Source organism: Labrenzia sp. THAF35, assembly GCF_009363595.1.
Lineage (GTDB): Bacteria > Pseudomonadota > Alphaproteobacteria > Rhizobiales > Stappiaceae > Roseibium > Roseibium algicola.
This window is the reverse complement of record NZ_CP045380.1, coordinates 5,248,262-5,271,682: the sequence shown is the minus strand read 5'-3', so window position 1 is coordinate 5,271,682 and position 23,421 is coordinate 5,248,262. Positions and strand designations below refer to the sequence as shown.

22 protein-coding genes and 1 tRNA gene are annotated in these 23,421 nt (G+C 56.1%); 11 read left to right on the top strand and 12 right to left on the bottom strand.

Going from position 1 to position 23,421, the window contains the following annotated elements; translation table 11 throughout:
• Positions 1 to 25: 25 nt before the first annotated feature.
• The gene (locus tag FIU93_RS24270) at positions 26 to 1,261 is read right to left on the bottom strand and encodes a cytochrome P450 (RefSeq protein WP_152507013.1); all 1,236 of its coding nucleotides are present in this window, start codon (positions 1,259 to 1,261) and stop codon (positions 26 to 28) included.
• Between the two features lie 277 nt (positions 1,262 to 1,538).
• Here FIU93_RS24270 and FIU93_RS24265 point away from each other — a divergent pair, with 277 nt between their 5' ends.
• The gene (locus FIU93_RS24265; protein ID WP_031270652.1) at positions 1,539 to 1,727 is read left to right on the top strand and encodes a hypothetical protein; all 189 of its coding nucleotides are present in this window, start codon (positions 1,539 to 1,541) and stop codon (positions 1,725 to 1,727) included.
• A 165-nt stretch (positions 1,728 to 1,892) separates the two neighbouring features.
• Entirely contained in the window at positions 1,893 to 2,966 is a 1,074-nt protein-coding gene (locus FIU93_RS24260) for a DUF389 domain-containing protein (protein ID WP_152507012.1), read from the top strand.
• A gap of 67 nt (positions 2,967 to 3,033) precedes the next feature.
• Here the strand turns inward: FIU93_RS24260 and FIU93_RS24255 are convergent, their stop codons facing one another.
• Genes FIU93_RS24255 through FIU93_RS24235 form a run of 5 tightly spaced genes read right to left on the bottom strand, consistent with a single transcriptional unit; the run spans position 3,034 to position 7,132 of the window.
• Positions 3,034 to 3,540: a GAF domain-containing protein gene (locus FIU93_RS24255; RefSeq protein WP_075281479.1), complete on the bottom strand. Its 507-nt coding sequence runs from the start codon at positions 3,538 to 3,540 to the stop codon at positions 3,034 to 3,036.
• Between the two features lie 31 nt (positions 3,541 to 3,571).
• Positions 3,572 to 4,324 carry an ABC transporter ATP-binding protein gene (locus FIU93_RS24250; protein WP_023003827.1) on the bottom strand — a complete coding sequence of 251 codons (753 nt, stop codon included), beginning with the start codon at positions 4,322 to 4,324 and terminating at the stop codon, positions 3,572 to 3,574.
• The gene (locus tag FIU93_RS24245) at positions 4,321 to 5,166 is read right to left on the bottom strand and encodes an ABC transporter ATP-binding protein (RefSeq protein ID WP_075281480.1); all 846 of its coding nucleotides are present in this window, start codon (positions 5,164 to 5,166) and stop codon (positions 4,321 to 4,323) included. The genes FIU93_RS24250 and FIU93_RS24245 overlap by 4 nt, the downstream gene beginning before the upstream one ends.
• Positions 5,163 to 6,059 (bottom strand): ABC transporter permease, encoded by an 897-nt coding sequence (locus tag FIU93_RS24240; RefSeq protein WP_023003829.1) that lies wholly within the window; start codon positions 6,057 to 6,059, stop codon positions 5,163 to 5,165. The genes FIU93_RS24245 and FIU93_RS24240 overlap by 4 nt, the downstream gene beginning before the upstream one ends.
• The gene (locus FIU93_RS24235; protein WP_055653475.1) at positions 6,056 to 7,132 is read right to left on the bottom strand and encodes an ABC transporter permease; all 1,077 of its coding nucleotides are present in this window, start codon (positions 7,130 to 7,132) and stop codon (positions 6,056 to 6,058) included. The genes FIU93_RS24240 and FIU93_RS24235 overlap by 4 nt, the downstream gene beginning before the upstream one ends.
• 223 nt (positions 7,133 to 7,355) lie before the next feature.
• Between FIU93_RS24235 and FIU93_RS24230 the strand changes: the two genes are divergently transcribed.
• The 9 genes from FIU93_RS24230 (at position 7,356) to FIU93_RS24190 (ending at position 17,089) form a co-directional block, all read left to right on the top strand.
• On the top strand, positions 7,356 to 8,024 hold the full coding sequence (locus FIU93_RS24230; protein WP_062489128.1) for a cupin domain-containing protein: 669 nt from the start codon (positions 7,356 to 7,358) through the stop codon (positions 8,022 to 8,024).
• A gap of 26 nt (positions 8,025 to 8,050) precedes the next feature.
• On the top strand, positions 8,051 to 9,637 hold the full coding sequence (locus FIU93_RS24225) for an ABC transporter substrate-binding protein (protein ID WP_077290250.1): 1,587 nt from the start codon (positions 8,051 to 8,053) through the stop codon (positions 9,635 to 9,637).
• 92 nt (positions 9,638 to 9,729) lie between these two features.
• Positions 9,730 to 10,824, top strand: coding sequence for a M24 family metallopeptidase (locus FIU93_RS24220; protein WP_152507011.1), 1,095 nt, complete (start codon positions 9,730 to 9,732; stop codon positions 10,822 to 10,824).
• 162 nt (positions 10,825 to 10,986) lie between these two features.
• A complete protein-coding gene (rfbC, locus tag FIU93_RS24215; RefSeq protein ID WP_152507010.1) occupies positions 10,987 to 11,565 on the top strand; it encodes a dTDP-4-dehydrorhamnose 3,5-epimerase in 579 nt (192 codons plus the stop codon).
• Positions 11,562 to 12,644, top strand: a complete 1,083-nt coding sequence (gene rfbB, locus FIU93_RS24210; protein ID WP_152507009.1) for a dTDP-glucose 4,6-dehydratase — start codon at positions 11,562 to 11,564, stop codon at positions 12,642 to 12,644. The genes rfbC and rfbB overlap by 4 nt, the downstream gene beginning before the upstream one ends.
• The gene (gene rfbD / locus FIU93_RS24205; RefSeq protein WP_152507008.1) at positions 12,641 to 13,531 is read left to right on the top strand and encodes a dTDP-4-dehydrorhamnose reductase; all 891 of its coding nucleotides are present in this window, start codon (positions 12,641 to 12,643) and stop codon (positions 13,529 to 13,531) included. Before rfbB ends, rfbD begins: the two co-directional genes overlap by 4 nt.
• Positions 13,532 to 13,568: 37 nt before the next feature.
• Complete coding sequence (gene rfbA, locus FIU93_RS24200) at positions 13,569 to 14,447, top strand: glucose-1-phosphate thymidylyltransferase RfbA (protein WP_152507007.1); 879 nt, start codon at positions 13,569 to 13,571, stop codon at positions 14,445 to 14,447.
• Positions 14,448 to 14,472: 25 nt separating this feature from the next.
• On the top strand, positions 14,473 to 16,368 hold the full coding sequence (locus FIU93_RS24195) for a glycosyltransferase (protein ID WP_152507006.1): 1,896 nt from the start codon (positions 14,473 to 14,475) through the stop codon (positions 16,366 to 16,368).
• 73 nt (positions 16,369 to 16,441) lie between these two features.
• Positions 16,442 to 17,089, top strand: coding sequence for a sulfotransferase family protein (locus tag FIU93_RS24190; RefSeq protein WP_055653489.1), 648 nt, complete (start codon positions 16,442 to 16,444; stop codon positions 17,087 to 17,089).
• A gap of 22 nt (positions 17,090 to 17,111) precedes the next feature.
• Here the strand turns inward: FIU93_RS24190 and FIU93_RS24185 are convergent, their stop codons facing one another.
• The 6 genes from FIU93_RS24185 to FIU93_RS24160 form a co-directional block, all read right to left on the bottom strand.
• Positions 17,112 to 18,164, bottom strand: a complete 1,053-nt coding sequence (locus FIU93_RS24185; protein ID WP_152507005.1) for a hypothetical protein — start codon at positions 18,162 to 18,164, stop codon at positions 17,112 to 17,114.
• Between the two features lie 294 nt (positions 18,165 to 18,458).
• Positions 18,459 to 18,535 (bottom strand) — tRNA-Pro (locus tag FIU93_RS24180).
• 79 nt (positions 18,536 to 18,614) lie between these two features.
• A complete protein-coding gene (locus FIU93_RS24175) occupies positions 18,615 to 19,883 on the bottom strand; it encodes an O-antigen ligase family protein (RefSeq protein WP_152507004.1) in 1,269 nt (422 codons plus the stop codon).
• Complete coding sequence (locus FIU93_RS24170) at positions 19,880 to 21,487, bottom strand: undecaprenyl-phosphate glucose phosphotransferase (protein ID WP_031270664.1); 1,608 nt, start codon at positions 21,485 to 21,487, stop codon at positions 19,880 to 19,882. Before FIU93_RS24170 ends, FIU93_RS24175 begins: the two co-directional genes overlap by 4 nt.
• Positions 21,487 to 22,716, bottom strand: a complete 1,230-nt coding sequence (locus FIU93_RS24165) for a glycosyltransferase (RefSeq protein WP_286202382.1) — start codon at positions 22,714 to 22,716, stop codon at positions 21,487 to 21,489. The genes FIU93_RS24170 and FIU93_RS24165 overlap by 1 nt, the downstream gene beginning before the upstream one ends.
• Positions 22,717 to 22,822: 106 nt before the next feature.
• On the bottom strand, positions 22,823 to 23,380 hold the full coding sequence (locus FIU93_RS24160) for a polysaccharide biosynthesis/export family protein (RefSeq protein ID WP_023003844.1): 558 nt from the start codon (positions 23,378 to 23,380) through the stop codon (positions 22,823 to 22,825).
• Between the last annotated feature and the right edge of the window lie 41 nt (positions 23,381 to 23,421).

The window sequence follows — 23,421 nt, the reverse complement described above, 5'->3', positions numbered from 1 at the left end:
CCGGGAGCAAGTGCAATAGCTGCAACTAGGCGGGTTGCCAGGCAAGTCTGAGTGCTTCCGGGCCTCTCACGGACAGGCCACGCTTGTAGGTGACGTTGTGATCGACCAGCTCAATCGTGCGGAACCTTTTCAGCAGTGTGGAAAAGATGATGTCCATGTCCAGACGTGCAAGATGGTTGCCGAGGCAGAAATGTGCGCCCCGGCCAAAGGCAATGTGCCAATTCGGCGTTCTGCCAACATCGAAGCGGTCAGCGTCGGGAAATTGGGCCGGGTCGCGGTTGGCTGCTCCATAGAGGACGCCGAACTTCGTCCCACGCGGATACGCGTCGCCACAAACCGTCATGTCCTCGGTTGAATAGCGGTGGAAGAACGGCAAGGGAGATTCATAGCGGAACATTTCCTGCACGGCCGTTTTCATCAGCGAGGGATCTTCGCGCAGACGCTGCAGCTCATTCGGAAACTTCAGCAGCGCATGCATGCCACTGCCGAGAACGTCGATGGTTGAACCGTGACCGGCCATCAGGATCAGCATCGCGGTCGAGATGAATTCGTCCTCGTTCATCTGGCCGGCCCGTTCAGCTTCGATCATGAGCGACAGAAGGTCGTCCTGTGGTGCGCGTTCGCGCTTTGCTTTCAGCGTTTGCAGGTAGTGATAGAATTCTGTCGTGTTTCGTTCAGCCAGTTCCTTGCGCTCATTCGTCCGGTCGATGTCGAAATACTGAACAATGTTTTCCGACCAGATGCGCAGCTGCGGGCAGTCCTCATCGGGAACGCCCAGAACACGGCCGATGATGTGACCTGGAACATGGGCGGCCAGATCTTCGATAAAGTCGATTTCGGTGCGGTCTGACAGACTGTCGAAAAGGCGGTCGACATAGGCCTGTATGTCATCGCGCAGCTTGCCGACCATCACCGGCGTGAACAGTCTGAACACCTGCTTGCGCAGCCGGTCATGAACGTCCCCGTCGCTATCCAGCAGAGAGAACTGCACGAACCGGGAATGATGCGGCATGTCATGCCAGTTCTGGGCGCGTTTCATGTCCGCGATTTCTTCCGCGCTCGCGATGTGGTCCATGGATCGCACCATCTTGCCGTTCTGCACGATTTCCGAAACGTCATCGAATTTCGCTGCCAGCCAGATATCGAAATCCTCGAAATAAGTCAGACCCTTGCGGTCACGCAGTGCGGCGTAGAACGGGTAGGGGTCTTGTGCAAAGGCATCGGACAAAGGCGCGAAGGAAAGGTCTGTGGACGGGCTCATGAAGGGCTCTTGAGGTCGGGTTGGATGGGGTAGAATTGTGATTCTTGGCAGGGTCGAAGATTTGGCTGGCCAAGTGCAAGCGAAAAGCGGGAGCTATGGGCCATTTTTGACGTGTTTGGGTGAGTTATCCCAAGCCAGGCCTTCAGCTCTTGGGGATTGTGAGGAAATGACATTTCTGACGATATCGGCAGAGGTTCTGAAATCTTAACAATTCCTAAACGCGGGCTGGAAGGCCTGCTTGCACAGACCAGCAGAACCGTGAGTGCGTGAGGCCGAAATGCGTGTGCCAAAGGCTTTCAGTGACGAGTACCAGACCTTCTTGCGGGAGACGGGCTTGGACAACCCCAATCCGCAAGCCCTCCTCATGGAACTTGCCTCGCTCTCCATGGAAGTCTACCTGAAGGAAATCGCCTGGCTTTCCGAGTTCATCGGCAAGATCGAGCGCGCGAAAAAGGCTGCAGCCTGACGGTAAGCTGTTGACTGGATTGAGCCATTTCTGGCGGAAGACATGTTTCTCCGGAATTTGGTCTCGTGCCTATCGAAGATTGTGAACCAAGTCGTTGCAATTAAGATGACGAATGACGCTACGTGAAGCATACTCGGACGATATAATGTCCGGAGCAGCTGTTTCATGTCCATCAGTCAGTTCTCCACCACCAAGGAAATTCTGAGGTTCGAGGGCGCCAAAAAGGCGGCCTATTGGCGCAAATTCGCTTTGCTGCTGTCGCTTGCCGTGATCATCGCGACGATGGGCCTGTTGCGAAATTCCGGTGCTGTCGTGATCGCGGCCATGCTGGTGGCCCCGCTTATGACCCCTATTCTGGGCATCGCCTCATCAATCGTGATGGGATGGATCGGTCGGGCTCTTGTCCTGATGCTGACGGTCTGGGTAGCGGCAGCATGCAGTATCGTGATCTCGTGGCTGATTGTCTGGATCGCGGATGCGCCTTCAACGCTGCTGCTGCCGGATGAAGTCCTCAGCCGGAGCAATCCCGGGGCGGAAGACATGGTCGTTGCGCTCGCCGCGGGCATTGCCGGTGCCTATGTGCAGATCAGGAAATCGGAAATCAGCCTTTTGCCTGGAGCGGCGATAGGCGTGTCCCTGGTTCCGCCGCTCGCGGCAGCAGGGATCCTGTTGTACTTCGAAGAACAGGAGGCGGCCTATGAGGCCACATTGCTCTTTGCCACCAATTTCGGGGCGATCATCTTCTCCGCAAGCCTGGTCTACATCATCCTGGGCCCACGGGAGCGGCTCTTCCGCAAGGCGCATCGGGGCGTCAAATTCACGCTCGGCATGACGGTCACGCTTGCCTTCCTGTCGGTCGTTCTGGTCCAGCTTCTGGCGGCAACCTACCTGCGCTACATCGAAACCGGAACAGAGGCCGTTCTGGCACAGCGCACCAAGGAGTGGGCGGGCGACACGCCTGTCGAGATCATAAGGGTCGACGTTCATGCCCGCACCAGGATTGCGGAAATCTGGGTACTTCTCGATCTGCCATCGGACGCGCAGTACAAGATCGGCTCACTCGACGATTTTCTGCCGGTCGCCATGAAGGAACATCCGTTCAGAGAGGCCGCCCGTGAAGTTCTGGGAGAGGATTACAAGGTGGTCGTCAGATACCAGACACGCATTGCCTGGCTTGTGGATCTCGCCACGGAAACGATCGATGTAGCTCCTTCTGTCGATACCGTCAGAGAGGACTGACAGGTCATGCAAAAACAAACCCCGCCAGAGCGGCGGGGTTACGAGAGACTGCGTGTACTATTCCGTCCTAGGAGGCGGTCGACAGCGACTGGCTTGCCAGATAGGCAGCCTTGGCCGGAACCGAGAGCCAGGCCTGTGCCTGAGCGACGCGTTCCGGCGTGTAGTGATGTTCTTCGTGAAGCATGTTGACGGTACCAACCAGCGTATCGCCGAGAACAACGGGCAGGTTGATGACGGAGCCGCAGCCAAGCCGGCCTATCAGCTCGTAATCGGGAAAGACGGTCGCAATATCGGCAAGCGTGTTTGCGACAAAGCTTTTCCGGTCCTTGTGTACGGTTTCAAACCAGCGATCATAAGTGATCGGTTTGGTTCCGGAGACCGGGTAGTCTTCCGGATGCGAAGTGTAGGAGCGCTGCGCCAGCTCGGTTTTCATGTCGGCTGTCATGAACGTGAACAGCTTCACGCCAATGGTTTCCTGCGTCAGCTTCAGAAGAGCATCAAAAGGCGCATCCGGTGTGATCGCGGTGGAAAGGGCATGGTCAAACGTGGCCAAAGGGCCGGTGAAATCGGTCATGTGTCGAAATCTCGAGCAATTCTGGTTGACGTTAGGCAGGGTGCAAGATGCCGCCGCTGGCGGCATAGAGTTCGCGGGAATAAGGATCTGAGAGCTGACCCGACTTGAGAGCGTCGACACCGGCAATTTCCACCACGCGGCCATAGCGCATGACAGCCAGGCGGTCGCACAGGAACGAGACAACCGGAAGGTTATGCGTGACCATAAGATAGGTCAGCCCCTGTTCCCGTCGCAGCTTTTTCAGAAGGTTCAGGATTTCCGCCTGTACCGATACGTCCAGTGCGGATGTCGGCTCGTCCAGCAGTAGAACGCGCGGTTCCAGCATCAGCGCGCGGGCGATCGCCACTCGCTGGCGCTGACCACCGGAAAGCTGATGCGGAAAGCGGAAGCGGAATCGCTGGTCCAGACCGACGGCGGCAAGCATGTCTTTCACACGGCCGTCCCGACCGCCAATACCATGAATGGCGAGCGGCTCTGCAAGGCAGGTGTCGATGGTCTTGCGTGGATGAAGCGAGCCGTAAGGGTCCTGAAACACCATTTGGCAGGTTTCGGCAAAGGTCCTGTCCGGTGAATGTCCGCGAGGTTTTCCTTCAACGGCAATGGTGCCGGTCCAGTCCGGGGCCAGTCCGGAGATTGCCTTCAGGATTGTCGATTTGCCTGAACCGGATTCCCCGACCAGCGCAAAACTTTCCCCTTCAGCAACATCGAAGGTGACGTCGTGAACAACAGCCGTGTCGCCATAGCTGATGGTGAGGTTTTCAAGATGGATGGCGGCGTCGGTCATGTTCCGGCTCCCGTGGTCCAGGTACTGCGGTCGAGAACCGGCAGCTCATCACGGTCTTCATTCATGCGCGGCATCGCGGCAATCAGGCCACGGGTGTAGGGATGCTGCGCGTTGTGCAGATCGCTCGCCTTGCACTGCTCGACGATCTCGCCGCTATTCATCACCAGGATGCGGTCGCAATAGCGGGACACCAGGTTGAGGTCATGACTGATCAGGATCAGACCCATGCCCTTGCCGGTGACCAGATCGTCGATAATGTCCAGGACCTGTGCCTGCACGGAAACATCAAGCGCGGAGGTTGGTTCATCTGCGATCAGGAGATCAGGTTCCGGGATCAGCATCATGGCGATCATGATACGCTGGCCCATGCCGCCGGAAACCTCGTGCGGATAAAGACCCGCAACGCGTGCCGGATCGTTGATGCGCACAGCTTCCAGCATGGCAAGCACCCGTTCCTTCAGCTCCCGGCGTGGCAGCTTCTTGTGAGTGACGAGGGCTTCTGCAATCTGCTCGCCTACGGTCATCACCGGGTTGAGCGAGAATTTGGGGTCCTGCATGACCATGGAAATGCGGGCGCCGCGCAGATCGCGCATCTGGCGTTCGCTTCGGCTGAGGAGGTCCATGCCGTCGAAGGTCATGCGCCGGGCGGTGACCTTTCCGGGTTTCCGGATCAGGCGCAGGATCGACCGGCCGGTCATGGATTTTCCGGAACCGGATTCGCCGACAATTCCGAGCCGTTCCCGCCCAAGCGTGAACGAAATACCCTTGACGACATCGACCGGGCCGCGGGCCGTCGGGAAGGTGACGGTGAGGCCGTCAACCTCGAGAAGCGGGGCGCTCATTGCTTGTCTCCCTGCTTGGGATCTAGCACGTCGCGCAGGCCGTCACCGAGGAAACAGAAACCGAGGCTCACCAGGATGATGGCAAAGCCCGGCATGGTGGCGACCCACCACTGGTCGAGAATGAAATTCCGTCCGCGCGAGATCATCGCCCCCCATTCCGGCAGAGGCGGCTGGGCGCCGAGACCGAGAAAGCCGAGACCGGCGGCCGTCAGGATGATGCCGGCCATATCCAGCGTCACGCGAATGATCGTGGAAGAAGCGCAAAGCGGCAGAACGTGACGGAGGATAACGCGGGCGGAAGACGCGCCTTGCAGGCGCACCGCCGCGATGAACTCTGCATCGCGGAAGGTAATCGTTTCCGCACGGGCGATACGCGCATAGGCAGGCCAGGCGGTGATCGCAATGGCGATGATGGCATTCTCGATGCCGGGTCCGAGGGCTGCCACAAAGGCAAGCGCGAGGATCAGCTTCGGCATGGACAGGAAGATATCCGTCACGCCCATCAGCACCCGATCGGTCCAGCCGCCGAAATATCCGGAGACCGCACCGACGATGAGTCCGATTGGAGCGGCGATGACGGCCACCATGGTAACGATCATCAGCGTGATGCGCGCACCGTAGACAACGCGGGAGTAGATGTCCCGGCCAAGCTCGTCGGTGCCCATCCAGTGGGCCGCAGACGGCGGCATCAGGCGGTTTGCGAGATCCTGGCCGATGGGAGAGTAAGGGGCGATCAGCGGAGCGAAGATCGCCATCACGATCAGGACCAGGATGATGAAGCCGCCCACCACGGCAAGCGGATTGCGCAGGAGCGCTGCAAAGACACGCCAGGCGCGACCAAGATTGGCCTGCAGGCGCGAGGCGGGGCTATCGTCGAGAAGCCAGTCGATCATTTGCGGGCCCTCGGATCGAGAATGCGGTAGAGCACATCGGAAATCTTGTTGATGAGGATGAACACGGCACCGATGACGAGCGTCGCGCCCAGCACGGCGTTCATGTCGGCATTGAGAAGGGCACTGGTCAGGTAATTGCCGATACCGGGCCAGGAGAACACGGTCTCGATCATCACGGAGCCTTCCAGAAGAGCGGCATAGGACAGGCCGATCACGGTGATCAGCTGGATGCGGATCGGGTAGAACGCGTGGCGCCAGATGACACGGCGCTCGGGCACACCTTTCACCCGCGCGGTCGTCACATACTCGTGCCCAAGCTGGTCCAGCATGAACGATCGGGTCATGCGGGCGATGTAGGCAAGGCTGAAGAAACCGAGGATCGATGCCGGCAGCATGAGGTGATCGAGCGCGTTCCAGAAGATGTCCCATTCGCCTGCGACAACACTGTCGATCAGGTAAAGCCCGGTTACGGGATCAACAATGCCGTCGTAGAAGATGTCGATACGGCCCGGACCGGCAACCCAGCCGAGGCCGGCGTAGAAGACCGCAAGGCCAACCAGCCCAAGCCAGAACGCGGGGACGGAATAGCCGAGAAGGCCGAGGACGCGGATCAATTGATCGATCCAGGTTCCCTGGCGGGTGGCGGCCAATACGCCCATAGGTACGCCGAGCAGCACACCGATCAGGATGCCGATCGTGGCCATTTCCAGGGTGGCGGGGAAGAACCGCCCCAGGTCTTCAGCGACCGGCCGACCGGTGGAAATCGACATGCCGAGATTGCCGGTGAAGACGTCGCCCACGTAGGAGAAAAACTGGATGACCAGCGGCCTGTCCAGCCCCATCGCCTGACGGGCAGCTTCATAGACTTCGTTCGATGCCCTGTCGCCGACTACTGCCAGAACCGGATCGATCGGCACCACGCGGCCGATGAAAAACGTGATTGCAAGCAGGCCAAGGAATGTTCCGGCCGTTACAAGACAGAAGCGCAACAACGCTGCCACACTGCCCAGCAGTTGGCTCGTCAAAAGGCCCTCTCTTGCGTCGGTTACGCTCTCGGAAGGCTCAAAAGACATGCCGGTAGCGGCCTGTTGCCGTTCCCTGTTCAACCGGATTCTTCAAGTCCGTTCTCCACACTCATGTGACTCATTTTCTGAATTTGAGTCTTCAGGTTGTTGTTTTTAAACAGCTTTCAGAAAGCGCTCGTAAGGCGCTTTTTTCAAAGGTGTCTAAAAAAGTTCTTGGAGCATACAAAAAAATCTGGTTACATCAAAAAAATTTTGATGGGAGTAAAAATCTTTGAGCAGTTCGACAGCACGTGCCGCTTCCGATGTCGATACAAAGGTTGGCGCGCTGATCCGTGCGCGGCGCCGGCAGCTGGGGTTCACCCTGCAACAGCTGAGCGATGCTTCGAACCTCTCGGTCGGGTATCTCAGTCAGGTCGAGCGCGATCACGCGACACCGACACTCGGATCTCTGGCGGGAATTGCCCGGGCCCTCGGCGTCGGGCTGGATTATTTCGTGGCCCAGCCACGGGCCCAGGATGCACTGACCCGTGCCGCAACACGGCCTAATTTCTCCATTTCCGGTTCCGCCGTAAGCTATGAGCGGCTGGCAACCGAGTTTCCAGGCAATCAGCTTTCCTCGTTCATTCTCACCGTGCCGCCGGGATATGCTTCGGAAACGGTGAGCCACGAGGGCGAGGAGCTGATCTACATCCTGGAAGGGTCCATCACCCAGTACCTCGACGGCGAGGCGATGGTGATGACCGCTGGCGACAGCCTGCATTATCGGGGCAACACCCCGCATGCCTGGTCAAACCCGAACGATGCTCCGGCAAAGATTCTGTGGACCGGCACCCTCACGATTTTCAACGCCGGCGACGAGAAAACCAGCCGCATAGAGCTGGTGTCGCCTGACAAGAGCGCGGTGAAGCCGAGCCGCACCAAAAACAAGAACAAATCCTAACCCCCCTGACAGACGGAGACGAAGAAATGAAACTTTTAAGGACCGCGCTTCTGGCGGCCGCCCTGGCAATGCCGATGGCAATGCCTGCCGGTGCCGCGACACCGGACAACATTCTGGTGGTGGCGCAGAACATCGACGATATCGTCGCGATCGATCCTGCCCAGGCTTACGAGTTTTCCTCCGGCGAACTCGTGACCAATGTCTACGACCGCCTTGTGCAATATGACGCCGAAGACCCGACAGTTCTGGCGCCGGGCCTTGCTGCAGAATGGCAGGCTGACGCTGATGCCAAGACCATCACCTTCACCCTGCGCGACGGTGCAACGTTCCATTCCGGCAATCCGGTTCGCGCTGAAGACGTGGTGTTCTCCTTTGCCCGTGTCATCAAGCTGAACCTCACCCCGGCCTTCATCCTTGCCCAGCTTGGCTGGACGGCGGAAAATGTCGAGGACATGGTCACGGCCGACGGCAACAAGGTCGTTGTCAAATACGAAGGTGACTTCTCTCCGGCGTTCGCCCTCAACGTCCTGGCTGCCCGTCCGGCTTCCATCGTCGACGAAAAGACGGTGATGGAGCACGAGGAAGATGGCGACATGGGCAACAAGTGGCTCAATGCCAATTCCGCCGGTTCCGGTCCATTCGAACTGCAAACCTACCGCGCCGGCGAACTGGTGCGTTACAAGTCCAACGCTGATTACTTCAAGGGCGCACCGAAGGTTGAAGGCGTGATCATCCGTCACGTGGCCGAAGCCGCAACCCAGCAGCTTCTGCTGCAGTCCGGTGATGTCGACATGGCCCGCAATCTGACGCCGGACCAGATCGCCGGTATGGAAGGCGACACCATCAAGGTGGAAACCTATCCGCAGGCAGCCGTGCACTTCCTGTCCTTCAACCAGAAGAAGGACGTGCTGCAGCCTGAAGCGGTGTGGGACGCGGCGCGTTACCTCGTCAATTACAAGGGCATGACCGACAGCTTCCTAAAGGGCCAGATGGAAATCCATCAGGCTTTCTGGCCGAAGGGCTTCCCGGGCTCCTATGACGAGACGCCTTACACCTATGATCCGGAAAAGGCGAAGCAGATCCTGGCGGATGCCGGCATCGAGACGCCGATCACGGTAACCCTCGACGTGATCAACTCCACCCCGTTCACGGACATGGCCCAGTCGCTGCAGGCAAGCTTTGCCGAAGCCGGGATCAATTTCGACATCATCCCGGGCACCGGTTCGCAGGTCATCACCAAGTACCGCGAGCGCAGCCATGAAGCGATGTTGCTCTATTGGGGCCCGGACTTCATGGACCCGCACTCCAACGCAAAGGCCTTTGCCTATAACAGCGACAACTCCGACGACAACTACCAGGCAACCACCACGTGGCGGAATGCCTGGGCTGTTCCGGCCGAGATGAACGACATGACCAAGGCTGCCCTGGCCGAGAGCGATGCGGAAAAACGCAACGGGATGTATGTCGAACTGCAGAAGGAAGTTCAGGCCAAGTCGCCGATCGTGATCATGTTCCAGGCAGCCTATCAGGTCGCGATGGACCAGAAGGTCGAAGGTTACGTCAACGGTGCGACGTCCGACTTCGTCTACTATCGTCTCGTAACGAAAAACTGACGCCAGAATCCAGGCCGTCCCGGTTTCCGGGGCGGCTTTTTTGTTTGCTGACACAGCACACTGACTGACCAACCCCTCCGGAGTTTCCTGAAATGTCTTCCCTTTCCGATCAGCGCCTTGCCGCTTTGCGCGAGCGGATGTCTGCGACCGGGACCGACCTTGTGGCCATCGGTCCGTCCAGTCACATGATGTATCTGGCTGGTCTCGATCCTCATGGTGACGAACGGCCGGTGATGCTTCTGGTTTCCAGGAGCCATGCGGGCTTTCTGATGCCGGCGCTCAATGTCGACAGCTCACGCCAGAAGACGCACTTGCCTTTCTTCCCCTGGCGTGACGACGACGGACCGGACGCCGCGCTTGCCACGTTGCTGGAAGCCTCCGGACTTCCGCAATCGCCAAGTGTCGTCATCGACGAAACCATGCGTGCCGATTTTGCGCTTCTTTTGCTGGACGCGCTCCCAGGCGCTTCTCGCCGGTTTACGGATGACACGGTCGGGTTCCTGCGTGCTCGAAAGGAAGAGGACGAATACCGCCGTCTTAAAGCCAGTGCCGTACTAAACGACACTGCCGCCATGGCGGGCTTCGACGCCCTGACACCCGGCATCACGGAACTTGAGATCGCTGCGGTCATCCGGGACGTTTACAAGCAGGCAGGCGCGACCCCGGTATTTACCTCGGTCTGTTTCGGTGGAAACGGTGCCTTTCCGCACCATCACACCGGCGAAACACAGCTGAAAGCCGGGGATGCCGTGCTGATCGACACCGGTGGACGTCTCGAGGGATACCCGTCCGACATGACCCGTGTTGGCTTCTTCGGAACGCCTACGGCGGAATTTGAGAAGGTCCACGCCATCGTCAACAAGGCTGTGGAAGCAGCGCTTGCCGCTGCAAAGCCTGGGGTCTTGGCAAAATCAATCGACAAGGCGGCTCGGGATGTCATTGCAGATGCGGGCTATGGTGACTTTTTCACACACCGGACCGGCCACGGCCTCGGAATAGACATACATGAACCGCCATATTTGACGGCGACCTCCGAAACCGTACTGGACGAGGGCATGGTGTTCTCGATCGAACCCGGCATCTATCTCCCCGGCCAATTCGGCCTGCGTCTGGAGGAAATCGTCATCTTGCGGAAAGACGGCGCGGAAATCCTCTCCGACCTGCCACGTGCGGCGGTTGTAAGGTGAGGGTGCTCCAGTAAACGGACACGAAGCCGTTTTGGGAAACGAGGTCGGATTGTGGTTCCTTCGCCCTTGAAGGAACCTGAAAATCTTATACAGATTCGCGGCAAGACCTGCCTTGAAGCGGGGCTTGCCACGAAACGTGACCGCGAGACCCGAAACGGATTCATGCTCGAAGTAATTGAACTGGACATTCCCGAGGTCAAGATTCTCCGGCCGAAGAGGCATGGTGACAGCCGTGGTTTCTTCTCCGAAACCTACAACAAAGCGCTTCTTTCCGACGCCGGAATAGACATCGATTTCGTCCAGGACAATCATGCCTACTCTGCGGAAAAGGGAACCGTCCGCGGTCTGCATTACCAGACGCCGCCGTTCGCGCAGGACAAGCTGGTGCGTGTCGTGCGCGGTGCGATACTGGATATCGCTGTGGATCTGCGGCAAGGGTCTCCGACTTACGGCAAACATGTCTCGTCCGTCATTTCCGCGGAAAACGGTGATCAGATCCTGGTTCCGATCGGATTTGCCCACGGGCTGGTGACCCTGGAGGCGCACACGGAGGTTCTCTACAAGGTCTCGCATTATTATGCTCCGGAGCATGACCGGGGCATCGTGTGGAACGATCCCGATCTGGACATTGATTGGCGAATACCTGAAGCCGATGCCATCCTGTCGCAAAAGGATCAGGAACTCCCACCATTTGCCGATGCTGCCAGCTGTTTCACGTACCCGGAGGCCATAGAACGATGAAAGTTCTTGTCACGGGGGGCGCCGGCTTTATCGGTTCGGCGGTCGTGCGAAAGCTGGTGTTGCAAGGCCTGGCGGAAGTCGTCACCGTGGATGCCCTGACATATGCCGGTAACCTGGTGTCCCTGGCTCCGGTCATGGAAGATCGCCGCCACCGGTTCGTGCAGGCAGATATCCGGGACGGGGAGGCAATGGCCAGTCTGCTGGAGACAGAGGCGCCCGACGCTGTCATGCATCTGGCGGCTGAAAGTCACGTCGACCGGTCGATTGATGGCCCGGCTGCCTTTATCGATACAAATATCGTGGGCACCTACACCTTGCTGGAGGCGGTGAGAGGGTATTGGTCAGGCTTGCCGGTGTCTCGAAAGGAAGCCTTTCGCTTTCATCATGTGTCCACCGATGAAGTCTATGGCAGTCTCGGTCCGACAGGGGCCTTCAAGGAAACGACCGCATACGCGCCGAATTCTCCTTATTCCGCATCAAAGGCGGCGTCGGATCACTTGGTCAGGGCTTGGCACCATACGTATGGGTTGCCGGTGGTCACCACCAATTGTTCCAACAATTACGGGCCTTACCAGTTTCCGGAAAAACTGATCCCGTTGATGATCCTGAACGGCCTGGAGGAAAAGCCTCTGCCGGTCTATGGCGCGGGAGCAAATATCCGTGACTGGCTGCATGTCGAAGATCATGCGGATGCGCTGTGGCTGGTCTTGATGCGCGGCACACCGGGCCAAGTTTACAATATCGGCGGTGACGCAGAGCGTCGAAACATCGATGTAGTCCATCTGATCTGCGATCTGCTGGATGAAGCAGTGCCCGCAGGAAAACCCCGCCGAGAATTGATCGCGTTCGTGACAGACCGTCCTGGCCACGATGTGCGCTATGCGATGGACATTTCGCGGATCGCTGCCGAACTCGACTGGCGACCCAGTTATTCATTCGAAAGCGGGTTGCGCCAGACGTTGGACTGGTACCTTGCCAATCGCAGCTGGTGGGAGGCAATCCGTAGCGGTCAATATAGAGGCGACAGGCTGGGACTGGGTGCGAATGGTTTTTCAAGTGCATCTGCCGGTGTTCCATGACCCGTATTCTGCTAACGGGAGCGAACGGTCAACTCGGTTATGAAGTCATTCGGCAAGCCCGGGCGCTGGCTCTTGATGTTGTGGCTCTCGACAGATCGACACTCAACATAACCGATCGCGGAACCGTGGCGGAAGTCGTCCAGAACTTGGCGCCCGACCTGATCATCAATGCGGCTGCATACACTGCCGTTGACCGTGCCGAGACCGACCGGCAGGCCGCCTTTGCGGTCAACCGCGACGGAGCGCGCAATCTTGCGGAAGTGGCCGAACGGCGCGGTGCCGTCTTGATACATTTCTCCACAGACTACGTGTTCGACGGGGCAAAGCCGCAGCCTTATGTGGAAGAAGATACAGTCGGCCCGTTAGGCGTATATGGCGAAAGCAAGGAGGCCGGGGAGGCTGCCGTCCGCACAGTCTCAGAACGTCACCTGATCCTGCGCACATCCTGGGTATACGGCGTGCAAGGTGCGAACTTTGTTCGGACGATGCTGAGGCTCGCACGGGAGAAGGATGAAATTCGGGTGGTCACTGACCAGACAGGATGCCCGACATATGCCGCCGACCTGGCTGAAATCGCATTGCAGCTATCCGTGCGGGTTCTGAGGGGCGATTTTCCGAAGGGTGGATACGGAACATTTCATTGTGCCGGACAGGGGCAAGTGAGCTGGCATGGGTTCGCATCCAAGATATTCGAACTGGCCGGGGAACGATTTTGCAAACAGCCGGAGCTGATTGGCATTCCGGCGTCGGAATTTCCAACGCTTTCAAATCGGCCCGCGAACTCGGCGCTTGATTGCTCTAAACTGTCACGTGTCCATGGCCTTTCCGCCAGGGACTGGCCAGTGGCACTGTCCGACATGCTTGACCGCCTGTATCTAAACGCCTGATATCTTGTGGGCAAGCAATTGGAATTGGAGTTGGACAATGAAAGGCATCGTGCTGGCGGGCGGAAGCGGAACGCGTCTCTTCCCGGTAACAAGGTGTATTTCCAAGCAATTGCTGCCTGTCTACGACAAGCCGATGATCTACTATCCGTTGAGTGTTCTGATGCTTGCCGGGATAAGAGATCTCCTGATCATCACAACACCACGCGATGCCATGGCTTTTCAGAGCCTTCTGGAAGACGGCGCGCGCTGGGGCATCAATATCAGCTATGCAGTTCAACCTGAACCGGCCGGCATCGCGCAGGCGTTTCTGATCGGAGAGGAGTTCCTTGCTGGACAGGAATGTGCGCTGATCTTGGGTGACAACCTTTATTACGGACATGGTCTGACGGAAATTCTTGCGAGAGCTTCAGCGCGCAAGTCCGGAGCGACCCTGCTCGGATACGAGGTGGCGGAGCCGGAACGATATGGTGTCATCTCGTTCGACCCGTCAGGCGCGCCGGTTTCAATCGAAGAGAAGCCAAAGTCCCCCCGGTCGTCCTGGGCGGTAACAGGGCTTTACTTCTATGACAAGGACGTCGCCGCCATTGCTTCCGATATACGTCCGAGTGCGCGTGGTGAACTTGAAATCACGGATGTGAACGCCTGTTATCTGGAGCGCGGAGACCTGCATGTTGAACAACTGGGGCGGGGATTTGCATGGTTCGACATGGGGACACACGACAGTCTCATAGAATCCGCGACCTTCGTGCAGGCGATCGAGAAAAGACAGGGCCACCGCATCGCCGTTCCGGAAGAAATTGCGTTCAAGAACGGTTGGATTACTGTGAATGATCTGGAACGGCTGAGCGAAGAATATTCCAGCAGTGGATATGGGAAATACTTGGGAAAAATAGTCTCTGGGTACTCTAACGCATAAATAAATATATCCGTTCGGAGGAAAATTGAAAATCTTGTCTAATAATAATTTAATTGATTTACAGGCTAATAAATTCTGTCGAAGGCTATACGAAGCTTTTCTCTCGCCACGAATATTTGTAGCTGCTTGCTGGTGGTACGTCGTTGGTAAAAGGCAGCGTTCCCGAAACCGATTCCGATTGGTTTTCAGCGCCACAAGTATTCAAGGTAAGAATCTTCGTGTCGGACCACATATCTGCTTTGCACAAGCAAACCCGTCTATATCAGAACGAGAAGAGATGCTGCAGGAAGTTGCCGGTTGGCATAATCCTCCAGTAATCTCAATTGTAATCCCGGTCTATAATACAGATCTGGCTCAGCTGCGAGATGCCATCCAATCCGTGAAGAAGCAGATATATCCGCATTGGGAGTTGTGCATTGCTGACGACTGCTCAACGGATCCAGCCGTTCAAGAGGCTCTCAAGGAATTTGAAGAAAGTGATGGGCGCATCAAGGTCGTTTACCGGAGTGAAAACGGACATATCTGCAGAGCTTCGAACTCTGCCATAGATATTGCGACCGGTCCCTACATTGCGTTCATGGACCATGATGACCTGCTACCAGTTCATGCCCTTTATTATGTTGCCAGAGAAATTCGGCAATATCCTGAGGCAGATTTCATCTACTCGGATGAAGATAAAATTCGGAAGGAGGGCTGGCTTACCGATCCACACTTCAAACCGGACTGGAATCTGGAACTTTTTCTAACCCAGAACTACATCAATCACCTTTGCGTATACAGGGCTTCAATCGTCAGGGATGTCGGAGGGTTTCGACCAGGTTTCGAGGGAAGTCAGGATCATGATCTAGCACTCCGGGTGGTTGCTCGGATTGACGAGAAAAATATTCGTCATATTCCGAAAATTCTCTACCATTGGCGATGCTTCTCCGGTTCGGGATCTTTTTCCGATCGCTGGATGCAGCAAGCCATAGAAGCGCGTCAGCGCGCCGTGCGTGAATACTTTAAGGACAATTACCCGGACGCGCCGGTGTCGGTAACGAATGGCCCTTCAGCGTGCAACAGGATCGTTAGGGAGCTCCCAAGCCCTGTTCCGCACGTAACCATCATTATTCCAACCCGTGACTGCACAGAATTTGTAAAGGCCTGTGTCTTCAGTCTGTTTGATAAAACAGACTATCCAAGTTTTGACGTTGTCATCGTGGACAATGACAGTGTGGAAGTGGAGTTAAAAGAATATCTGGCTGAAATAACAGAAAAACACCCTGTAACTGTATTGCCATATTCTGGTGAATTTAATTATTCAGCCATGAATAATTTTGCCGTTGAGCATGCTTCAGGTTCAGTTGTTGTGCTCTTGAACAATGACACTCAAGTTATTTCTTCTGAATGGCTTCGGGAGATGGTGTCCTATGCGGTACTGCCTCATATCGGGGCTGTTGGGGCGAAACTCCTATATGCCAACGGTTTGGTTCAACATGCTGGTGTGATCGTGGGTGTGGGAGGTATCGCAAATCACGCTTTTCAATTTTATCAAGGCGGCGATATCGGCTACCAGCACAGGTTACAACTTCCACAATATTTTCTCGCAGTTACTGCCGCTTGTATGGTTGTTGAAAAGGATAAATACCTAAAATGTGGAGGTCTGGACGATAAAGATCTAAAGGTTGCGTATAACGACGTTGATTTTTGCTTAAGGCTATCAAGAGATTTTGGGTTAAAGAATGTATACACTCCATATGCCCAATTATTTCATCATGAGTCTGTCTCTCGTGGCCAAGATACTTCACCGGAGAAAATAGCAAGGTTCGAGCATGAGTCTATGACCATGAGGCAGCGCTGGGGTGATATCATGCAACGAGACCCTTATTATAATGAAAACTTCTCGCATCATAACGCTTACTTCCAGTATAATGTAAGTTGAAGTATTTTGAGGGCTTTAATTATTATATGTTCGTTGATAGGTGTTATATGGATGGATTTGTAGGTGGTAGTATATGAAGCTATTTGACCTTGGTGTTTCAATAAACGATGAGAAGATGAAGAAGTTTTCATCGGGCAAGAAAAAAGTGTATCTTATTTCTGGAGCAAGTCGTGGAGGGACCTCTGCACTAGCTTATGCATTGCGGAGAGCTAACATTTACTTTGGGGATGTTGATGTTAACAATCATGAACTTCCAGATTTGATGATACCTGATCTTACTGAGGACAAAATCAAAGCCGCGATAGATGGATTGCTTGTTGAGGAAGATGTTGTTGGTATCAAGCTTCCAAATTTTTCTTTTCATTTAACTTATCTTACATCGCAATATCCAAATTCAATATTGCTTTACGTTATACGCAATCCGTTGGATGTGGCTTCGACAATTATGTCCAGGAGTCCAGTCCATGGTCTTAATAAGTCGGATCTGCAGATGGGTATCCAACACGCATTTCATTTTTATTTCGCAATGGCCAAAGTTCTCGATCAGATCGAACAACCTGTTTATCTGTTGTCTTTCGAGAGGATGAAAGCACAGTCAGAACGGTTCGCAACTTGGCTTGAAGAAATTGGGATAAATTTATCAGACGAAAATAGGTCGGAATTGGCTAAAGAAATAGCAGCGCCTGGTTACAAGAGTATTGCAAAAGAGAGATCCAAGTAATCGCTCATTTTGGTATTCGAGATCATGAATCTCGAGGAGATTCCAAACACGCCGACCAGAAGGCTTTCTGTTCTCTTCCGGCAATTTCATTGCGCTCATGAACGGGTGTGAGCGATCCGACGAGATCCTGAAAGTTCCGTTCAATCGACAGCGACAGCAAGTTGTCCACCCAGGTTCGAACGCTGTTTTTCCAGACCAGGCCCACGCGGTTGACACGAACGAAGTCAGCATAGGCCCAGCTATCACTGTACACACCAACGCCTCCACAAACGGCATGTTCTGCCAGCTTGTTCGCGGATCGGGCATCGTTGAAGCTCGAAGGTATTACCGGGTAGAGAAGAACGTCAAACCTGTGTTTGAAAAGGCGCTTGCGATAGAAATACCAGTCGAGGTGCCTCAAAATCCGTAGCTTGGGGTGCGTTGAAAGCTGCGGCGGTACGTCGTGATCTCCAACGATTGTCAGTTCGACATTTGCGCCTGTCGCCAACAGGTTTTCAAATACCTCAAGGACGAATTTTCGATCGGCGGCGTGGCTGGCAGTTCCCAGGTAGCCGATCCTGAGCGGTGCATCTGCCGGCAGGTCTTGAAAACACCAGTCCGTCGAAAGTGCTTCTGACCAAAACGGATCGAGCATTTTGACCTGAAATCCTTGTTGCTCGTAGACCTCGAACAAGGCAGGCGAAGGGACAACAATCGTGTCGGCTGCAGTTGCCAGCTTGTTGTGCTGTCCATTGCGAAGGCTCAACAAACGTTGCCGGTAAATTTCAGGCAGTGACACATCGTGGTCGGCTGCCCATAAATTGTCATCGATCACGTAATAAAGCCGTTTTGTCTTTTCATTCAAAAGGCGCTCGACGACGCCCGGATGATCACGACGGCAGACAACAACGGCATCACGGGTAGAAAACGAATTGACGCCTTCGCGCTGCAAGCTCCGCTCGCGGTTGGAATTCAGAAAATAGATGTCTGTCGTCGGGATGGTTTTGAACGAAGAACACAGATTACGCGCGAGGACGCTGTAGCAATAATAAAAATCATCAGACGACTTTCTCGAAAATTTTGTCGCTATTCTCATCAAAAAAATACTCGGGATATTCGAATACGAACTGGTAGCTATGATTACTCGGAATACAGCATAATCAGGTGCCAGTTCCGTGCCGTGGCCGCAAGCTGCCATACGTTGTCACGGTAGGTAAGTTTACGCATAGCGTGCATCCGCCGGCAAGCAACTGCGGGAAGCGAAATTGGCAGACTGTGATACTTCTGCGTGAAACGATGGAATGCTGAACGGCAAACGCAATGCGGCGCTGGATGGAAATCCAGCCGCATACTCGTTCAAAATCTGCAAAATATTTGGGGAAGTTTGTGTTGGTCGGGCAGGCCGGATTTGAACCGACGACCCCTTCACCCCCAGTGAAGTGCGCTACCAGGCTGCGCTACTGCCCGAACGGACCCTACCTAGCTTGTTCGCATGCCAAGCGCAAGCAGGTTGTTGCGCTTCTTTGGAGGCTTTTCCAGACATCTGTTACTTGCGGTAAGGGAAGGCGGGAACCGGTCGCGCAGGGCGGCCATGGCCGAGCTTTTCAGCGGCAATCAAGCCCCAGGCCAGGCCGTACAGCATATACATGTGCCGCCAGTGGTCGGTGTCGATGATCACCGACAGGATAAGATGCGCGGTAAACACCGCGAAGACGGATTGGGTAAAGGCGGTCCACGGGCGGGCTTTGAACAGGAGCGGCACCAGGGCACAGAACGTCCATAGCGCCATCAGAATGTAGATCGAGCCGCCGAGCCAGCCGTAGGTCGTGTAGCCTTTCAGATAGACGTTGTGTTCGTCTTCCGGGAAATACTTGTTGAACTCCAGCGGGCCGAGCCCGAGCGGGTGTTCCATCACCAGCTGAAAGCCGAGCGAGTAGCGGGCGAAACGGCCAAGGCGGGCACCGTCATAGGATTGAACGAGCTTTGCCCGTTCTGCGAACATGTCGGCGACCGTATCGACCGAAAGTGCCGCACCGATCAGTGCAAAGACGGCAAGAATGCCGATTACGCCGAGAAGCACCAGACGTGCCCGGCGGGCAGCGGCCTTTTCGGTGACGAGCGCCAGGAAATAGACCAGCAGCACCGATGCCGACAGCACACCCCACGCGCCGCGTGAAAAACTCAGGAAGACGCCGAGCAGCAGGACGGCAAGCGGCACCAAAAGGTGCAGGTTACGCAGCACCGATTGCCGGAGCAGCTTTTGGACCAGAAGCACCGTAGGCAGCACAAGGAACGGACCGAACACGTTGGGGTCCTGGAAAGTGCCACGGGCTCGATCGTAGAGCGTGAAATAGGACGCGCCGGGGAAAAGCTGAAAGTAACCTACAACGCCTATGGCAGCCACAAGCACGGCGCTGGCGATATAGCCGCTCTGGATGACCCTGAACCTGCCGGGGTCTTCCGCGATAATCGCAGCATAGAAGATTGCAGTGATTGCCAGAAAGCCGGAAACGGCGATGTACATGATGGCATCGCCCATCTCCTTGGCCATGGGAATGGAGGCGACGCCGCCTGCAATGTAAAGCATCAGGCAGATGATCAGCGGACCGAATTCACGGCGAAGTTTCAGGCCGCAGGCAAGCCAGACGACCGAAAGCAGTGCCATGTAGAGTTCGTAAGGTGCAGGCTCCTCGATAACGAACCCGGACAGAAAGGCTGCAAGCCACAGTGCGCCGTTGCCCAGGCTCCTGGCCTGAAGACCGATAGGCGCGCGTGCATGAGGCGTGCCGCCAAAATGGTCGGTCGCAAGGCTCAATAGGCGTTCTCCGTATTGAGCAACCGGAAGGGCGTCTGGATCAGAATTTTCAGGTCGAACAGGATCGACCAATTCTCGATGTAGTAGACATCGCACTCCACGCGCTTCTGGATCTTTTCCGGTGTATCGACTTCACCGCGCCAGCCGTTGATCTGCGCATAGCCGGTCACGCCCGGCTTGACCTTGTGCCGCGCGAAGTAACCGTCAACGACGTCGTCCCAGGTCTTGTTGTTGGTATGGGCGTTGACAGCATGCGGGCGAGGTCCGACGAGCGACAGGCTGCCGCCGAGAACGTTGAAAAGCTGCGGTAATTCATCGATCGAAGTCTTGCGGATGAAGCGACCGACCCTAGTCACGCGGGGATCGCCCTTGGTCACCACCTTCTTGGCGTCCGGATCGGCCATTTCCGTGTACATGGACCGGAATTTCAGAACTTCGATGATCTCGTTGTTGAAGCCGTAGCGTTTCTGCCTGAACAGGATCGGCCCCTTGCTGTCCAGCTTCACGGCGATGGCAGCGGCGATCATGACCGGCAGCAGCGTGATGATGGCGAGCGAAGCGAAGACAAGGTCGAAGATCCGCTTGGCCACCATGTCCCAATCGGCTATCGGCTTTTCGACCACGTCGACAAATGGAACCGTACCGATGAAGCTCGATCCGCGGTTACGAAAGCGAACCTTGTCGGTGTGGGCAGAAAGCCGGATGTCGACCGGCAGAACCCAGAGTTTTTTCAAAAGCTCCAGCACCCTTTGCTCTGCGCGCAAGGGAATGCAGACAATGAGCATGTCGATGCGCGCCAGACGGGCGAATTCCACCAGCGCGCTGATGTTGCCGAGCTTCGGATAGCCGGCCACCACGGGCGGCGAACGTTCGTTGTTCCGGTCATCGAAAATACCGCAAATGCGGATGTCGTTGTCCGCCTGGGCTTCCAGGTCGTGGATCAGTTCCTGGGCGGCCGTGCCGCCGCCGACGATGATCGCGCGCCGTTCCAGGCGACCGGATTTCATCCAGTGACGCACCAGCCGATAGACAATGAAGCGTGACAGGCAAAGGCCGGTCAGGCTTATCGCGAACCAGGCGCCGATCCAGGCATCTGACAGTTCCGTACCGATGCCTGTTGTGGTGCGCAGAAGCGCGAACATGGCGAACACGAGTGTCCAGCCGGCGGCAACGCGTCCGATCTGCGACAGACCCTGGCGCATGACCGGAACCTGATAGACGTCTGCGGCCTGAAAAAAGGCGAGCGCAAACAGGATGGCAGCGCCAGTGACAAACAGGTTGCCAAGTCCGAAACCTGCCGCTTCGGGACTGGTAAAGACTGCGAACAGGGCCGTGCCAGCGATCAGAAGTACATCCGTCAGACGCACCATACCAGTGAGAACGGTGACGGAAACGCCCTTGCCGCCTAAGCCTTGAGCAATTTCAAAGGCATCGGCCGAAAGGCTGGTGTTGGCGGCGGACAGAACCTCGACGTTGCTTTGGCCCGTCGCGCCATGAACGGTATGTCGGAAATGCTTTTCCAATCTGTGCCCCAAAGCGGATGTCCCGCCCGCAACAGGCTTTGGTTCGGCCGCATCAGAGGGTTTTAAAAATGGGGTATTCATTATCGGTTGCTCGATCTGGCAAGAACAGTCTGCGCACGCGGCACGGCTGAAACACTATCAGCTTGGGCCGGTGTCGAGCTATCGGTCGGGGCGATGCCCTGGATTTCCTGGTAGAGGGTGGTGATTCTGTCGTTCATGAGGTCGACCGAGAAAGTCTCTGCAAGGCAGCTGCGCAGTTTTTTTGCCTGCTGAGCCATCTTGGCGGGATCTGCAAGTGCTTCTTCCATGGCCGTGGTCAGTTTGCCGATATGGCCTGGTTCCACCAGCCGATTGGCATAGCGGCCAAATATTTCCGGAATGCCGCCGACGCGTGTCGCAATCAGCGGACGTTCTGCCGCCACGGTCTCCAGGATGATATAGGGCATGGCTTCGGCGCGTGAGGGAACAACGACGTTCCTGGCAAGCTTGAAAGCTTCACGAGCGGGAAGGGCACCATGGAACGTGATTGCGCCGTCGAGCCCCAGCTTCCTCACCATGTTCCGATACCGCTCTTCGTCCGGGCCTTCACCAACGATGTGAGCCTTGGGCGCGGTGCCGTTCTTCAGGCGAATATTGTAAAGGGCTTCAATGAAAAGGTCTGGTCCCTTCAGGTCTCGCAACATTCCGATATAGAGGAAATCGGCGGCTGCTTCATCCACCGGAACGGGGGTGAATTCGTCTGGTGTCAGCCCGTTGTAGACAATGCGCGATCGGGCTTTCGTGTGACCGACCTTGCTTTCGTAGGCTGCGGCTTCATAGTCGGACACAAAGATCAGCCCGTCGGTCAGGCGGCCAAGAAGCCGTTCCAGCGTGTGGTAGACCCGGCCTTCGAAGCGATTGGGATCATAGTGCAGGCTGCCGCCATGAGGGCAATAGACACGGGCGGCTTTCTGGCCGCGCAGGCGCAGGACGCTGCCGATCAGGCGCGCATAGGCGCCGCCTTTTGCCCCGTGACCATGAAGGATGTCGGGTTTCAGGTCCCGGATGTGCTTGTAAAGGGAAACAGTTGCCGTCAGATCCTGTACGGTCAGCTGACGTTGCATGGGAAAGCGTGCAATACCAAGAGCTAGCCTCGGCTTCAGCTCTTCAAGAAGCTGATTGTCGAAAGCACTGCCCGTGTTGCTGTCACATACGAGGCCGACATCGTGTCCCGCTTCCGACTGGCAGATGGCCAGATCCCGGATATGGCGGAAAATGCCGCCAATGGGCGAGCGCACGCAATGCACGATCCGCATGGGGGTCGTTGTCATGATGCAGTATCCCTGTTGCTACCCCCAGGTTTCTTGTCGAACCTGTGGGGCACTGAAACTGCACCCTAACAAAGGGAGGTGAGTCCACAGTTAACTTGGCGGGACCCTAAAAATAACGCTCACGGACGTAAATTGTATCACCGGGACGCACCGGGTCCGAAATGGGCACACGGCCGTTTAGAATTTCACCGTTCAGCTGTCGGGTGATATCCACATCTGACTGCAGCGCACGCGAACTGAATCCGCCTGCTGTTGCGATGGCGTTTTGAACGGTCATGCCGGCAACGTAATTATATTGGCCTGCATTTTGCACTTCACCCATGACGAAGATCGGACGATAGGTATCGACCTCCACCGAGACGTCCGGATCGCGGATATAGCCCTGACGCAGCTTGGCCGAAATTTCGGATGCCAGGCCTTGCTGGGTCTTGCCGCGCGCAGCGACGCTGCCGACCAGCGGGAAGGAAATATATCCTGCTTGATCAACGACATAAGTATTGGACAGGTCATCCTGGCCGAACACGATAATGCGCAGCTTATCGCTTGAGTCCAAACGATAAGGCTGGGTCAGTGTTTCGTGAAACGCTGTCGGCGGCTGTCTGTACCCGCTGCATGCAGCAAGGCCCAGGCACAAGCCCAGGACAACAAGCGCTCTCGTTCGCATCAACGACTCTCCTACAATTCGGAGACAGGATCGCGCTTTAT

Coding starts and splice junctions, on each gene's coding strand:
- FIU93_RS24270 (WP_152507013.1), bottom strand. CDS start 1,261: ATGAGCCCGTCCACAGACCTTTCCTTCGCGCCTTTGTCCGATGCCTTT.
- FIU93_RS24265 (WP_031270652.1), top strand. CDS start 1,539: ATGCGTGTGCCAAAGGCTTTCAGTGACGAGTACCAGACCTTCTTGCGG.
- FIU93_RS24260 (WP_152507012.1), top strand. CDS start 1,893: ATGTCCATCAGTCAGTTCTCCACCACCAAGGAAATTCTGAGGTTCGAG.
- FIU93_RS24255 (WP_075281479.1), bottom strand. CDS start 3,540: ATGACCGATTTCACCGGCCCTTTGGCCACGTTTGACCATGCCCTTTCC.
- FIU93_RS24250 (WP_023003827.1), bottom strand. CDS start 4,324: ATGACCGACGCCGCCATCCATCTTGAAAACCTCACCATCAGCTATGGC.
- FIU93_RS24245 (WP_075281480.1), bottom strand. CDS start 5,166: ATGAGCGCCCCGCTTCTCGAGGTTGACGGCCTCACCGTCACCTTCCCG.
- FIU93_RS24240 (WP_023003829.1), bottom strand. CDS start 6,059: ATGATCGACTGGCTTCTCGACGATAGCCCCGCCTCGCGCCTGCAGGCC.
- FIU93_RS24235 (WP_055653475.1), bottom strand. CDS start 7,132: ATGTCTTTTGAGCCTTCCGAGAGCGTAACCGACGCAAGAGAGGGCCTT.
- FIU93_RS24225 (WP_077290250.1), top strand. CDS start 8,051: ATGAAACTTTTAAGGACCGCGCTTCTGGCGGCCGCCCTGGCAATGCCG.
- FIU93_RS24220 (WP_152507011.1), top strand. CDS start 9,730: ATGTCTTCCCTTTCCGATCAGCGCCTTGCCGCTTTGCGCGAGCGGATG.
- rfbC (WP_152507010.1), top strand. CDS start 10,987: ATGCTCGAAGTAATTGAACTGGACATTCCCGAGGTCAAGATTCTCCGG.
- rfbB (WP_152507009.1), top strand. CDS start 11,562: ATGAAAGTTCTTGTCACGGGGGGCGCCGGCTTTATCGGTTCGGCGGTC.
- rfbD (WP_152507008.1), top strand. CDS start 12,641: ATGACCCGTATTCTGCTAACGGGAGCGAACGGTCAACTCGGTTATGAA.
- rfbA (WP_152507007.1), top strand. CDS start 13,569: ATGAAAGGCATCGTGCTGGCGGGCGGAAGCGGAACGCGTCTCTTCCCG.
- FIU93_RS24190 (WP_055653489.1), top strand. CDS start 16,442: ATGAAGCTATTTGACCTTGGTGTTTCAATAAACGATGAGAAGATGAAG.
- FIU93_RS24185 (WP_152507005.1), bottom strand. CDS start 18,164: ATGAGAATAGCGACAAAATTTTCGAGAAAGTCGTCTGATGATTTTTAT.
- FIU93_RS24170 (WP_031270664.1), bottom strand. CDS start 21,487: ATGAATACCCCATTTTTAAAACCCTCTGATGCGGCCGAACCAAAGCCT.
- FIU93_RS24165 (WP_286202382.1), bottom strand. CDS start 22,716: ATGACAACGACCCCCATGCGGATCGTGCATTGCGTGCGCTCGCCCATT.
- FIU93_RS24160 (WP_023003844.1), bottom strand. CDS start 23,380: ATGCGAACGAGAGCGCTTGTTGTCCTGGGCTTGTGCCTGGGCCTTGCT.